Consider the following 13,881-nt stretch of genomic DNA (forward strand, 5'->3'; position numbering starts at 1 on the left):
AAAATGCGCGTCTTCTTGCTGGGTGTATTGACCCGCCAGCATTACGTTTTCCTTCTCCTTCCAGACAATAGCGATAGACCCGAATGCAACGTATTTTTTCAGGCATCCAGCCTTCTGGTGTTCCTCAGCTTGGTAATTACCTTGGCGCGATCCGTAACTGGGTCAATCTGCAGGCAGACCATGAGTGTGTGTTTTGTCTGGTGGATATGCATGCCATTACGGTCTGGCAGGACCCGGCAAAACTGCGAGATCATACGTTAACACAGGCAGCTATTCTGCTGGCGTCAGGGATTGATGCAGAAAAGCATATTCTGTTCAACCAGTCTGCTGTGTCGGCACATGCCCGTCTGGCTTGGATTTTTAACTGCGTATCCCGTCTTGGTTGGCTCAACCGTATGACGCAGTTCAAGGACAAGGCCGGGAAGGATAGGGAAAACCATTCCGCGGGTCTTTATGTCTATCCTAACCTTATGGCGGCAGACATCCTTGCATATAAGGCAACACGCGTGCCTGTGGGGGAAGACCAGAAGCAGCATCTGGAGTTGACCAACGATATTGCCCAGAAGTTTAACCATGACTATGGGGTGTCGTTTTTTCCGCAGGTTGAAGCTCTGATCCCACCGGAAGCCGCACGGGTGATGAGCCTGCGGGATGGTACAAAAAAAATGTCCAAGTCAGATCCATCGGCCCAGAGCCGTATCGAACTGACAGATGACGCTGATACTATTGCGCAAAAAATCCGACGCGCCAAAACTGATGCAGACGTTCTACCCTCCGACCCTTCGGGTCTTGCTGATCGTCCGGAAGCGCGGAACCTTGTTTCAATCTATGCGGCGTTGTCCGGTATGAGTGTGCAACAGGTTCTTGACCTGCATCAGGGCCAAGGTTTTGGTCCCTTCAAAGCGGCTCTTACCGAAGTGGTGGTGAATGAAATTGCCCCCATCGCGCTCAAAACGAGTCAGCTTTTGCAGGATGAAGCCTACCTTGTGCAAATGCTGCGTAATGGAGCAGAGCGCGCGCAGGCTATTGCCGAACCGATTGTGGCAGAAGCCGAAAAATTGGTTGGTTTCGTCAAGTAAACCTAGCTCCTGTGTAGGTGTTCTTTTTTACCTGAGATCGGGTTGTATCATTATGTCGTTACCCTCCTCTTCAGGCCTGTCGGATAACTCAGGAACTAACGGTATGGATGCGGTGGCATTGCAACGAGCAAACCGCTTGCAGGATGCTGTTGTTGCATATCAGGCTGAATTGAAGCGTAACCCGAATGATGCCTGCACGCTGAGTAACTATGGCGGCCTCCTCTGCTCATTGGGTGACTTTCAAGCCGCGCGCCAACTGTTGATGCGCGCGGTACAAATCAAACCCGATCTGGCCGATGCGTGGTCCAATTTTGGTAATGTTCTGTTTGAACTCCAAGATTACCAAAGCGCAATAACCGCTTATAAACAATGCCTTACGTTGCAGCCGCAGCACCCTCTTGCACTCAGTAACCTAGGTGTGCTTCTGGATGCGCAGGGGCATCATGCTCTGGCCCAGAATTTTCATAAAACGGCCATCCAGCTTGAGCCCGACAATGGGTCAAATCGCACAAACTATGCGCTCTCCCTCCTTGCCCAAGGCCAATATACTGAGGGCTTTAAAGCGTATGAGTGGCGATGGAATACCAAGATAATCGGCAAGCATAACCTCCAAGGGGCTCTATGGAATGGTGAACCCTTTGTAGGTAGGACCCTTCTGATTCATACGGAAGGTGGGTTTGGCGACATGCTGCAGTTTGCGCGCTTTATACCCCTTGCCGCAGAGCGTGGCGGTCGAGTGATTGTAAAAGTCCGCAAAGAATTATTGGCGCTTTTGCAGCGCTCGTTTCCCCAGCAGCTATTTATTAGCGTGGATGATGATGCCCCTCCTCATGACCTTGAATGCGCCGTGGGGAGTTTGCCGTATTTTTTAGGGACAACCCTGAACACAATTCCTTTTAGCAATGGCTACCTCAAATCCGATCCGGCGCAGGTTGCAATTTGGCAGCAGCGGTTGGAAAAGGATCTGTATTTTACCGCTTGTAATCCAACGCTGCGTATTGGGCTGGTCTGGGCTGGTTCTCCGCACCGTGAAGTAAGGTCCGTGGAATTTGTAGATCAACGTAGGTCCATGGATTTGCAAACCTTGGCGCCGTTGGCCGACATTCCGAATGTTTTATTCTATAGCTTGCAGGTTGGAGAAAAAGGTATTCAGGCCAAAATGCCCCCCAAGGGGATGAAGCTGGTTAACCATACTCATTTGCTGCATAATTTTGATGATACAGCAGCTTTGGTCAGTAATTTGGATATGGTGATTGCGGTTGATACTGCGGTTGTCCATCTAGCAGGTGGCCTTGGTATACCTGTGTGGATGTTATCGCGATTTGACCAGTGCTGGCGCTGGCTATCTGGCCGTGTGGATTCACCGTGGTATGAGAACTTACGCATTTATCAGCAGCCCCAGCCTTTGGACTGGGCATCTCCTATCAAACAGTTGGCCTCTGATTTACTCAAACTTGAACAGTCGAAGCGTCCATCTGCTTAGTACTCAATATATTCTGTTTTCATAACAACGTATTGTAGAAAAAATTTGGATTGTATTGCGATAATATAATCCACAAAAACCCTCTTTTTCGTGGGGATTAATTTCATTTTTTTCAGCCTAGGAATGAAAAAAAGAAACCCCAAAGGTTCTGATCGGTAAAAATAACAAAAATATCATCAAGTAATTTTAAAATTCATATGCGGTTGCAATTTGTAAATATACATAAATAACACTTGAATATAATAATTAAATATAAGAACAATTTCGCATTATTGAATACAAAAGTTTATATTTGAATATGTATTTATAAAAAAAATCTTGAACCGAAATACGTTTATGAGTATATAATATTACCAATGCACTTTTTTTGTGCTTCCTTTTTCGTGATGCGCGATCCTGTTTTCGTGCTCGTATCTTAACTGCCCGTGATGTTTACTCCGGGCCTGCATCACGCATGCCTGCTTCCCTTTCTCCTTAGGGTTCAACTTATTCAGGCAGGCTGCAAAAATTACATAAGGAGAGAGCGTCTTGCCAGAGACAAGCCCTCAGTCGTCCATGCAGCAGCGTGGTCTTGCCGCCCTTTTGGGCATACCTAAACCGCTCTTTTTCGGTTTTATTGGTTTGCTCCTGTTCATGGTCGGTGATGGTGTCGAAGCCGGTTACCTAGACACCTACATGCTCCACCATGGTCATAGTCAAGGTGATGTGAACCTCATGTTCACAACCTATGGTGTGACTGTCATGCTTTCGGCGTGGCTGGCCGGCCCACTGTCTGATCTGTACGGGCCACGGCGTACCATGTGGGCTGGTCTTCTACTCTGGGCGTTGCTGGAAGTCGGGTTTCTCTCTTTGGGGCTTGGTCCGGACAACCTGTCCATGACCCTGCTCTTCTACACGCTGCGTGGGTTCGCCTACCCGCTGTTTGCCTATGGTTTTCTGGTGTGGATAGCCGCTGCTACTCCGGCGCGGATGCTCGGCTCTGCTGCTGGTTGGTTCTGGTTCTCTTTTTCCGCCGGTCTGCCTACGCTTGGTTCTCAGTTTGCGCGGTACACCATTCCTTACATTGGCGAGTTGGCAACATTCTGGTGTTCTCTGGGGCTGGTTATTATTGGTGGTCTGATCGCCCTGTTGTTTGTGCGTGAACCAATTGGTTCCAAACCGCTTGTTTCTGCCGATGCAGATAAAAAACAGGTGTTCTTTGGTTCAGTCAGCATCATGTGGCGTGAACCCAAAACACTGGTTTCTGGTATTGTCAGGACCATCAACACGTCATCCGAGTACGCATTTCTAGCTATTATGCCAGCGTTCTTTGTTGATCAGCTGCATTTCTCACAGTCGCAGTGGCTGGACCTGCTGTCCCTTATCTTCCTGGGCAATATTCTGTTCAATCTTGCGGCTGGTATGCTGGCAGATAAACTTGGCCATCGTTTTGTTATCGCCATTGGCGGGTGTGTTGGCTGCTGTGTGACCATCCCACTCTTCTACTATGTGCCTCTGTGGTATCCGGGCAACTTCACTCTGGCGGCTATCGCTGGCTTTGTTTACGGGGGAACGGTCGCGGCATTTGTGCCCATGTCCGGCCTGATGCCATTGATCTGCCCTAAGGAAAAAGCTGCGGCCCTTTCTATTCTGGGTCTGGGTGCTGGTGCCAGTACCTGGGTTGGCCCCGCGGTTGTGAGTGTTTGCGAAGCGTGGTTTGGTATGGGGCTAGAAGGCGTAATCTGGAGCTTTTCTGGACTGTATCTCGTGGCCGGTATTCTGACACTGTGTCTGCGGATTTCCCCAGAAGCGCGTCGTCACACCGAAATGCTGGAAAAAAAGAAAAAGCGCCCTCAAGACGCCGATTTCCATGGTGCCCAACAGACTGCCTGATGACGCATTACAGTGTCTCAGACCATAAAAAAGGGAGGCTCTTGAGCCTCCCTTTTCCACTTCCGCCAAGAAGCATTGTGTTGCAACAGACGTAAGTTGCTCCTGCCATCCATCACGCAGCAATGATTTGCATCAAGCTAGCGAGATTTAGAAAGCAGTCCTTCCTGCTTCAAGCGCCTGCAAGGCCATGCCCCACCATATTGTGCGGATCAACATTCTGGTCAAAAACTTCTGCACTCACGCCTGAGGCCAAGGCTGCCTCTTTTAAGGTCTCGTTCCGCTCCATGGCACGGTGCGCAATGGCAGATGCTTTGTCATACCCTATGACAGGGCTAAGTGCGGTTACCAGCATCACTGAGACCTCAACGTAGTGTTTAATCTTTTCTTCGTTTAGCGTGGTCCCTTCGACTGAGAATTCTCGGAAATTTCGACAGCCATCGGCCAAAATGCGGATTGCATGTAAAACATTGGCCGCAATGACGGGACGCATGACGTTCAGTTCAAAATTTCCCTGAGCACCGGCAAAGGCGACGGTTGCATCATTACCCAGAACCTGCGTTGCAATCATAATCAGGGCTTCGCACTGGGTCGGATTAACCTTGCCAGGCATAATGGATGAACCGGGTTCATTTTCCGGTAGATGCAACTCAGCCAGCCCACAACGTGGACCAGACCCAAGCCACCGCATGTCGTTGGCAACTTTCATCAGCGCTACAGCAAGTCCACGCAGCCCAGCAGATGCCCGTACCATGGCGTCCAGCCCACCAAGAGCAGCAAACTTATTGGGGGCAGTTATAAAAGGCTTGTTGGTCAGGACTGCAATATGCTCTGCAATGGCTTTACCAAAGCCTTCTGGCGCATTCAGGCCAGTGCCAACGGCGGTGCCGCCCGCTGCCAATTCAGTCAGGCCGGGTCGGGCTGCTCGTAGCGCATCCAGTGCATTCTCAAGCTGTTGCGCCCAGCCTGACCACTCTTGCCCCACAGTGAGGGGAACCGCATCCTGTAAATGGGTTCTGCCCATTTTGACCACGTTGCGCCACATTGCTGCTTTTGTCTGGATGCAGTTAATGAGCGCTTCGACTTGCGGGATGAGCGTATTTTCAATTTCCAGCAAGGTAACGACATGCATGACCGTGGGAAAAGAGTCGTTACTGGACTGCCCCATATTGACGTCGTCATTGGGGTGAACGGGTATTTTGGAGCCGATTTTCCCACCAAGCAACTGGATAGCCCGGTTTGCAATAACCTCGTTCACATTCATATTGGTTTGCGTGCCCGAGCCCGTTTGCCAGACAAAGAGCGGAAATTCGCTATCCAACTGACCTTTGACCACTTCATCCGCAGCCTGAATAATGGCTGCAGCTTTCCAGTTTGGTAGGCGGTTGTCTGCCAGATTGACCTGTGCCGCCGCTTTTTTAACAATCCCGTAGGCGCGGCAAAGTTCAATGGGCATACGGTCTCGTCCGATGGAAAAATGCACCAGACTCCGTTGCGTTTGTGCCCCCCAGTAATGGTTGGCGGGCACGCTGATCGTGCCCATTGAGTCACTTTCGTGCCTCATGCCTGTTGCATCTATGCCAATAGGCACATCACGCAAACTATATGGGGCTGCCATATTCTGAGAGTTCTGTGGCATCAGGCCAGTTCCCTCACTGTAGGCTCACGCTGCCAATGGCGCGCTATTCCAGCTTTGGCGAGCTCGTCCAGCATGATAACGCCTTTGTCTTTCTTGACGCCTGCCTTGTCCAGTAAGGCCTGACTGCCCTTGCAATGTGCTATGGTTTTGCAATGCGCATAGGCATCCATCAACCATTGGACGGCCGCGCTCTCATGCGTCAGCTGTTCTGCAGCATCTGGCGTTAGTACGGTAGCCACTGCGTCAAACAGGACGGAAGGTGACCCAGCCAATTGTCCATCGGCCTTGAGCACGCCGTGTGCAACCGGTATGCCGCCGACTTTAGGAGCAACCAGATAAGGCGTGCCGCCCGCTTTGGTAATAACGTTTTTGAGCTGTTCGATACCGGTCAGGTCAGAGCCTTGAGCAAACAGAATCCCTATGGTTCTGCCTGCCATATCGCCCTTTGCCTGTTTCTGTATGGACAGCTTGTCGGAGTGCCCTAGGTCAACGGGTTCTTTGGCAGCCTTGGCTTTTTCCGGCAGCGTTATGGCTAGGCCGTCCGCTATGCGTTTGGCGAGAGTTTCGTCCACATTGCGGAGCTGGCTCAGAACTCTTTTCCGCACATGAGGCAACTGCACCTTGGAGAGTTCAAACACAAAAGCCGAGGCAATGTGTGCTTGTTCATTATCTGTTTGAGATCGGTAAAAAAGGCGCGGCTGGCTATAATGGTCGGCAAAGCTATCCGGGCGAATACGTAGTTTTTCCTCTGGAGCATTGCGCTCATTATTGGCAGGGAAAGTCGTGAAACCGGTTTCCGAGCACTCACGAGGGCCACCCTCTTCACCCGCTTCAGCCAGACTGTTGGGTTCGTAATTGGCGCGCCCACGGGGCACGAGCGTTTGCATCATCCCGTCACGCTGGAAGTTGTTGAACGGACATTTGGGGGCGTTAACAGGGATCTGGTGGAAGTTGGTCGTGCCCAACCGGGACTTTTGGGTATCAAGATACGAAAAAAGCCTGCCTTGCAGTAAAGGATCGTTCGAGAAATCTATGCCGGGAATAATGTTGGTTGGCAGAAAGGCAACCTGCTCTGTTTCGGCAAAAAAATTATCAACGTTACGGTTGAGGGTCATACGGCCGATAATCTGTACTGGGATTTCCTCTTCAGGGATCAGTTTGGTGGCATCCAGAACATCGTAAGGCTGCTTTTTGGCCCAAGCTTCATCAAAGACCTGAACACCAAGCTCCCATGCTGGGAAGTCACCATGATCAATAGACTCAAACAGGTCCCGTCTATGGTAATCGCTATCGGCCCCCGAAACTTTAACGGCTTCATCCCAGACCAGAGACTGAATGCCCTGTACGGGTTTCCAGTGGAATTTTACAAAATGCGCTTCGCCCGCAGCATTCACCAGACGGAAGGTGTGAACGCCAAACCCTTCCATCATGCGCAAAGAGCGCGGGATGCCACGGTCAGACATGGCCCACATGACTGTGTGCAGGCTTTCGGGCATAAGGCTGACAAAGTCCCAGAATGTGTCATGCGCTGAGGCCGCCTGCGGGTAACCGCGGTCAGCTTCCATCTTAACGCTATGCACCAGATCCGGGAACTTAATGGCGTCCTGAATGAAAAAGACTGGAATATTGTTGCCTACCAGATCCCAGTTTCCGGTGTCCGTATAGAATTTTACTGCAAATCCACGCACATCCCGTGGTGTATCCACCGAGCCTGCTCCACCTGTTACGGTAGAAAAGCGGGCAAAAACCGGGCAACTGTTTCCGACTTTCTGGAAAATGGACGCTTTGGTCAGTTCGGGTATGGCTTTTGTGCATTCAAACACACCATGCGCGCCGGAACCACGGGCATGAACAATACGTTCGGGAATGCGCTCATGATCGAAATGGAAGATTTTTTCGCGGAGAATAAAGTCCTCAAGCAATGTGGGGCCGCGCTGGCCTGCTTTGAGTGAATTTTCGTTATCCGCAATTCTATGCCCAAAATTATCTGTCAGATGGGCAGCACCATCTGCATGATTGCCATCTTTGCCAACAATCTGATGTAGCTCTCCACCGTGGCCGATTGTGTTCTCCGGCTGGGTATCGCCAGAACCGGGTGGATGGTCGTGGAGGCTGTTCTGTGTGCTGGGAGACAAAGATTTTTCGTCTGTCATAGGGCGTCGCTTTCATCAGCAAGAGGGGCGCGTTTTATCGACGCTCTGTGCGGATCAAGGCTTGTTGGCCCCGTTGTCACGAACATCGAAACTCAATGGCTCCAAACGAAGGGTTGGGAGCGGAGTTCCATGTGGTAACGGGAATGTGGTGAAGTGTGATAATCTTCGGCTCTATTTGTGGCCGGTATAGAAAAACAAAGAGAAGGAAAGCACTAATGGTGCCTCCTTCTCCGTTTGAAATGCCAGTTGCTATTTACATTTCTGCATAAAATATTTCTCGTCTATGCAGATAATATATTTTTATGCGGGTAATGTCGCCAAAGCTGCTTTGACGCCCTGGTTGCGTATAATTTTGCGCAGTTCGATAACTTTAAGGTTCAGCGCGCTGCTGTCTAAGTCTCTCCACGCATCAAATGCGGGCAATTGTAGCCCCGCTGCATAGTCATCCGAATGAATGAGGGCTTCCTGTGCTTGCGTATAAGCTGGTTCAGACGTTGTGTAAGTCTGACCAAGTGCATTAACCCCTCGGAGCATTTCCAGATACGCGGCCATGCCAAAGGCAATACGGGAGCAGTCTTTTTTCTCCAGCAGCAGGTTCCTCACTGTTTCTGTCCAGAATACCTGAATTTTGGCACAGCCGTCCCCTGCAATACGCAAGGTCTGGTCAGCCATTGCCGGGTTGGAAAAACGGCTAAGAACGCTCTGCATATACTGTTGCAGGTTGACGCCGGGCGGCGCTTTGAGTGTTGGAATAACATCTCGGGTTAAAAAGTTTTCTACGTTGTTTTTGAGTGCAGGATCTTTGACCGCCTGATCCACATGTTCGTACCCGAGAAGAATAGCTGGGAAACTCAGCATGATATGAGATGCGTTGAGCATACGGATTTTAACATGCTCGTAATCCGTAACGTCAGAGACAAACTGCACCCCTGCCCTTGCTAGATCTGGCCGGCCATCTGCAAAGTTGTCTTCCAGCACCCATTGATGAAAATCTTCCGCAACAACAGGCAGCTCATCTTCCAGTCCGCTAGCCGCGTTGAGTTGTTGTGCAATCTCGGTTGTTACAGTGGGTGTAATGCGGTCAACCATTGCATTGGGGAATGTGGCGTTCTGTTCAATCCATTTTGCCAGTTCCGGGTCGCGTGCCTGAGCAAAACCCAGAAAAGCCTTCCGGGCGACATCGCCATTATGCCGCAAATTATCGCATGACATGATGGTAAAGGCCTTAACCCCCGCAGCACGACGGCGGCGCAGCCCTTCCACAACATAGCCAAAAACCGTTTCTGGTTTTTCAGGGTTTTTCAGATCATTCTGCACGGCTGGTGCATTGAGATCGAACTGACCAGTAGCCTCATTAATATTGTAACCGCCCTCAGTTATGGTCATGGATACAATATGGATGTCGGGGTTACTGAGATAAGCTAAAACATTTTCCGGGTCTTCTGGTGCCAGCAGGTAATCACGCAATGCGGCTATAATACGCACTGACCGCTCACCTGTTGGTGCACATTCAGTCAGGGAATACAGGCAATCCTGCGCTTTAAACATGGCAGCTTTTTTGCGTGAGTGGTCGCCGGATGTCAGGCCCACCCCAACAATGCCCCATGTTGGCTCGGCTTTGAGGATTTTCTCAATATACAGAGCCTCATGAGCGCGAAAAAAATTACCAACGCCAAAATGCACAATACCAGTTTTAATATCGGTAGGGTTGTATTCGGGCAAATGTACAGAAGGCGCCACATTGCGGATGTTGCCAAGGGTAAGCATGTGTTCCTCCAAAATAATTGGTAAATTTCGACCCAAGATTAATTGGATATGTTGAGAATTTCAACCGGGGTCATGGAGAGGTATATTTTCATTTTATTTCTTACTTATTATTCTATCTTTTTTTAAATTTCATACATTCTTGCGCACTTGTTCAAAAATAATTTTTCTTTCATGATGGCTTTATTGATTTTACCCATTCTCAGCAGGCAACGAATATGAACAAACGCGAACTTGGCCGTACAGGCATTATGGTTAGTGAACTCTGCCTGGGCACAATGACATTTGGCCAGCAGAATACTCAGGCGGAAGGTCATGCCCAGCTTGATCTGGCACTGGAGCGCGGTATCAATTTTATTGATACGGCAGAACTGTATGCCATTCCGCCGCGTGCTGAGACTTATGGTGCTACCGAGACCATTATCGGCAACTGGCTGAAGGCAAAAGGCGGCCGGGACAAACTTGTGATTGCCAGCAAGGTTGTCGGACGTTCATCATCCCCTTGGTTTCGCCCGGGCGGTGAACCTGCACGGCTAACGCCACGCCAGATCCGTTATGCTCTTGAAGGCTCTCTCCGCCGGCTGAAGACAGATTACATCGATCTGTATCAGCTTCATTGGCCAGACCGTCAGATTAATCTGTTTGGAGAGGGCGGCACCACTTTCAAAGAACTGCCGGCGGATGATTCCGTACCTGTGGAAGAAACGTTGGCCGTGCTGGGAGACCTTGTTGCTGAAGGGAAAATCCGTCACGTTGGCCTTTCCAATGAGACAGCATGGGGCGTTGCCAGCTTTTTGGCGGCTTCCAGAAGTGGACTGCCACGCGTTGCCTCCATCCAGAATGCCTATAATCTGATCAACCGAACATTCGAAATTGGACTGGCTGAGATGGCCCTGCAGGAACGTGTGGGACTGCTGGCCTATTCCCCACTTGCGCAGGGATATTTAACTGGAAAATATCTTAATGGTGCTCGGCCGTCTGGAGCACGGACAACCCTTTTCAACCGTGGTCAGCGTTATGAAAAACCCGGTGTGGATGAGGCCATAAGCGCTTACCATGCGCTTGCACGGCAGGAAGGAATAGACCCCATTCAAATGGCAGTTGCCTTTGTAACAAGCCGGCCATTTGTAACATCAAATATTATTGGGGCAACGAGCATCGCGCAGCTTGAAACGCTTCTTGCATCCATAAATCTGGCCATCACACCTGAATTGGAAGAGAAAATAAACGCCATTCACCAAGTCCACTCTAATCCTGCCCCCTGAATGTAACACACGCACTTGGTGAGATTTTATTCGTTATGAAAAACAGATCTATCCTTTTAAGTATTGGGTTTTGGGCGGCTGTATATTCTTCCCATGCCTATGCAAAAACTGAACCCGCGCAGGTTATGCCTTTGGATACCGCGGCACAAATGGTGCGGGATGAAGTTCATAACGTAGGAATGGCCCGTTTTACGGCTCCTGACTTTCACCCCGGAACCATCCGGCATGTGGTAATGTTCCAGTTTAAGCCCCAGACCACTCAGGCTGAACGGGATGAGGTTACAAAACGCTTTGTCGCGTTGGCAAAGCTGTCTCATCGCCCAGACGGTCATTCTGTGGTTGCCTCTATTGAGACGGGGCCACAGATTAGCGGGGAAAATGCAGACCTTGGATTGGAACAAGGGTACTTGGTTACGTTTCGTTCTGAAGGGGATCGGAATTTTTATGTCGGTCGGCCGCTTGTAACTGACAAGCGTTACTATGACCCCGCACATGATGCTTTCAAGGCTTTTGCAGGCCCTTACCTTGAGCGGGCCGTTGTATTCGACTTTCCAGTTAAGGCCGGAAGCGCCCCCTGATATTCACTGAATATTCAGGGCCTTCATTTTACGGTAGAGTGTGGCGCGGCTAATGCCCAGACCACGGGCTGTGGCTGCCACATTCCCGTGGCTTGCCGCTAGAGCCGAACGCACTACACTTTCCTCAGCCTTTTGTAGACTGATTTCCGTATCTGATTCCAATTCTGTCAGCAGATTAGGATGGTCTTTAATCATGTCGTCCGTCCACCCCATCATTGCACGGGTGGCATGGGTTGCCCCTATGACTTCTCCTCCTGCATTGAGAGCAACCAGAGGCGCAGAGCACCCTTCTGCTGGACCGAGAGTCAGAATTTTGTTGCCCGCATAATGAGCACGGAAGAGCTGTTCTTCAATACGCCGGCCAGATTGTAACAGCGTTTCCATGACCAGCGCTGCATAGGGTTTGGTCGTGTTGCCACTAAAGGCCGCCAGATTCAGCGCTCCTGCTACGCGGCCCTGTGCGTCAAAAACGGGAGCGGCATAACTGGCAAGTAGCGAAAAGCAAAAGCGCCAGTGTTCGCCCTGCCCCAGAAAAATGGGACATTTTTCTTTGACGCATGTGCCAACACCATTGGTTCCGGCGGCCGATTCATGCCAGATGGCGCCTTTGCGCAAATGGAGGCGGCGGCAGACCGACAGGTGGGTTTCATCCGCGCAGCGTGCAAGAATGGTTGCATCTGGGTCCGCCAGAAGCACCATAAGACCCATGCCTTGCACTAGGTCAAATAGACGGCGCATCTCCCCCATAGCAGATTTGAGCAACAAGGCCGACCGACCGCTAGCCTGCCGGAATTCTGCACCAGAGAGAACGTCAGCCATCCAACCCTGCGAAGGGTCCAGATTATAGGCTGAAGCACAGCGTTCCCATGACTGCTGGATACGGATATCGCTGGTTGCCGGAGTTTTGGAGTTACTGGTATCCGGCAGAATGTTTTGTTCTGCGACCTTTACTCTGCTCAGGTTGCCATTCATGCAGTGTTCCACCAGTTAACCCGTAATGACCCTCTTTGCTTGCGTCAAAGATGTGGAGTTTGAGTTCGCTGGGCATTTTATGCACATTATGACAGGATTTAAAGAAAATTTTATCTTTCCCTGAAAGAATAAGATCTCTTTTATGTGTCAATTGTCACCAGAGATAGACGAACTTTACATAATAAGCGTTCGTTTCTGGCGTATTCCTAGCCTCCAGAGAGTGGGAATAGCGGCCGGTAATAGAAAAGTGCTTGGAGACATTGTACATCAGGCCCAAGCCTAGTGTTGTTTCCCGGCTGTTGGAATCATCCAGATACCGGTTGGCCGTATTATCGTAAGTGCCGGTTACATTCTGCCAGTCAAACGCTACAAAAGGTTCAAGCTTCTTGGTGGCTTTCCAGCTAAAACGCAGGTTGGTGTAAAAGACGACACCGGGGGAATAGCTATGTGCGCCTTTGACATGTTTTGTTGAACCGACGACCGTGCCTGCATCCCCGTCAAAGCTGAAATGTTTCCATTCATAATCAAAAATGAAGCTGGAAATATTGGACCAGTACTGCGGCGATGTCGCATCACGCGTGCCAACAGGTGTCTGCATAAAGGTCTGTATACCAAACGTGCTGTGGGCATTGGGCTTGAACCACGCCGCAGGCCCCACAATTGTTGGTCCCAGACCGCCGTAATCCGTTCCATCGGCCAGACTGTAACTTTCAGACTGGATTAACTCAAACGCAAATCCTACGTGTGGAATGGCCTCAAAACTGCGGAAATGCACATATTTGGTCATGCCCGCCCAGGTGTGGCTGCCGCCCTGAGCCTTACGTTGGCCTAGACTGTTGTAGGTGCTGCCAGCGGCATTCCCGTCACCATACTGGACCAGTACGTTGAACGGCTTAAAATCAACCGGCAAATCATACTCGTGCGGACCAATAATGCCGAGTGTCACATCGGCCGCACGGGCTGAGGACGCATAAACCAGAACCACACCGGGTATGACGAGGCGAAGCAGAGCGCGCAGCCGCTCTGGCTTTTCTGTCAAACTCATCAGAAGGATTTCCGTATTTGAATGTAACGGGGCC

General features: G+C 50.4%; 10 protein-coding genes. 5 read left to right on the forward strand and 5 right to left on the reverse strand.

All coding sequences use genetic code 11. The features are described from left to right. Positions 1-83 precede the first annotated feature (83 nt). The 3 genes from trpS to AGA_RS08320 all read left to right on the forward strand — a co-directional run bounded on the left by trpS (position 84) and on the right by AGA_RS08320 (position 4,434). Complete coding sequence (trpS, locus tag AGA_RS08310; protein WP_059023832.1) at positions 84-1,079, forward strand: tryptophan--tRNA ligase; 996 nt, start codon at positions 84-86, stop codon at positions 1,077-1,079. Between the two features lie 103 nt (positions 1,080-1,182). Continuing rightward, complete coding sequence (locus AGA_RS08315) at positions 1,183-2,562, forward strand: tetratricopeptide repeat protein (protein ID WP_231945752.1); 1,380 nt, start codon at positions 1,183-1,185, stop codon at positions 2,560-2,562. A 555-nt stretch (positions 2,563-3,117) separates the two neighbouring features. Next, positions 3,118-4,434, forward strand: a complete 1,317-nt coding sequence (locus tag AGA_RS08320) for an MFS transporter (protein WP_059023834.1) — start codon at positions 3,118-3,120, stop codon at positions 4,432-4,434. Positions 4,435-4,603: 169 nt separating this feature from the next. On the opposite strand, the gene fumC is transcribed toward AGA_RS08320, so the two are convergent. From fumC to AGA_RS08335, 3 genes are all read right to left on the reverse strand, one after another. After that, on the reverse strand, positions 4,604-6,070 hold the full coding sequence (gene fumC / locus AGA_RS08325) for a class II fumarate hydratase (protein ID WP_373319907.1): 1,467 nt from the start codon (positions 6,068-6,070) through the stop codon (positions 4,604-4,606). Further along, positions 6,070-8,223 (reverse strand): catalase, encoded by a 2,154-nt coding sequence (locus AGA_RS08330; RefSeq protein ID WP_083503591.1) that lies wholly within the window; start codon positions 8,221-8,223, stop codon positions 6,070-6,072. Before AGA_RS08330 ends, fumC begins: the two co-directional genes overlap by 1 nt. A gap of 300 nt (positions 8,224-8,523) precedes the next feature. Further along, entirely contained in the window at positions 8,524-9,990 is a 1,467-nt protein-coding gene (locus AGA_RS08335) for a mannitol dehydrogenase family protein (protein WP_059023836.1), read from the reverse strand. Positions 9,991-10,205: 215 nt separating this feature from the next. Between AGA_RS08335 and AGA_RS08340 the strand changes: the two genes are divergently transcribed. Together AGA_RS08340 and AGA_RS08345 are read left to right on the forward strand one after the other, a co-directional pair. Further along, complete coding sequence (locus AGA_RS08340) at positions 10,206-11,252, forward strand: aldo/keto reductase (protein ID WP_059023837.1); 1,047 nt, start codon at positions 10,206-10,208, stop codon at positions 11,250-11,252. 125 nt (positions 11,253-11,377) lie between these two features. Continuing rightward, positions 11,378-11,830 carry a Dabb family protein gene (locus tag AGA_RS08345; RefSeq protein WP_373319906.1) on the forward strand — a complete coding sequence of 151 codons (453 nt, stop codon included), beginning with the start codon at positions 11,378-11,380 and terminating at the stop codon, positions 11,828-11,830. Positions 11,831-11,833: 3 nt separating this feature from the next. Here the strand turns inward: AGA_RS08345 and AGA_RS08350 are convergent, their stop codons facing one another. Then, positions 11,834-12,802 (reverse strand): helix-turn-helix domain-containing protein, encoded by a 969-nt coding sequence (locus AGA_RS08350; RefSeq protein ID WP_083503592.1) that lies wholly within the window; start codon positions 12,800-12,802, stop codon positions 11,834-11,836. Positions 12,803-12,956: 154 nt separating this feature from the next. Further along, positions 12,957-13,847, reverse strand: coding sequence for a transporter (locus tag AGA_RS08355; protein WP_059023839.1), 891 nt, complete (start codon positions 13,845-13,847; stop codon positions 12,957-12,959). Between the last annotated feature and the right edge of the window lie 34 nt (positions 13,848-13,881).

It is taken from the genome of Acetobacter ghanensis (assembly GCF_001499675.1).
Lineage (GTDB): Bacteria > Pseudomonadota > Alphaproteobacteria > Acetobacterales > Acetobacteraceae > Acetobacter > Acetobacter ghanensis.

Excerpts from the sequence above, each read along its gene's own strand:
- trpS (WP_059023832.1), top strand. The coding sequence starts at position 84 with ATGCAACGTATTTTTTCAGGCATCCAGCCTTCTGGTGTTCCTCAGCTT.
- AGA_RS08345 (WP_373319906.1), top strand. The coding sequence starts at position 11,378 with ATGCCTTTGGATACCGCGGCACAAATGGTGCGGGATGAAGTTCATAAC.
- AGA_RS08315 (WP_231945752.1), top strand. The coding sequence starts at position 1,183 with ATGGATGCGGTGGCATTGCAACGAGCAAACCGCTTGCAGGATGCTGTT.
- AGA_RS08330 (WP_083503591.1), bottom strand. The coding sequence starts at position 8,223 with ATGACAGACGAAAAATCTTTGTCTCCCAGCACACAGAACAGCCTCCAC.
- AGA_RS08355 (WP_059023839.1), bottom strand. The coding sequence starts at position 13,847 with ATGAGTTTGACAGAAAAGCCAGAGCGGCTGCGCGCTCTGCTTCGCCTC.
- AGA_RS08340 (WP_059023837.1), top strand. The coding sequence starts at position 10,206 with ATGAACAAACGCGAACTTGGCCGTACAGGCATTATGGTTAGTGAACTC.
- AGA_RS08335 (WP_059023836.1), bottom strand. The coding sequence starts at position 9,990 with ATGCTTACCCTTGGCAACATCCGCAATGTGGCGCCTTCTGTACATTTG.
- fumC (WP_373319907.1), bottom strand. The coding sequence starts at position 6,070 with ATGCCACAGAACTCTCAGAATATGGCAGCCCCATATAGTTTGCGTGAT.
- AGA_RS08320 (WP_059023834.1), top strand. The coding sequence starts at position 3,118 with ATGCAGCAGCGTGGTCTTGCCGCCCTTTTGGGCATACCTAAACCGCTC.
- AGA_RS08350 (WP_083503592.1), bottom strand. The coding sequence starts at position 12,802 with ATGAATGGCAACCTGAGCAGAGTAAAGGTCGCAGAACAAAACATTCTG.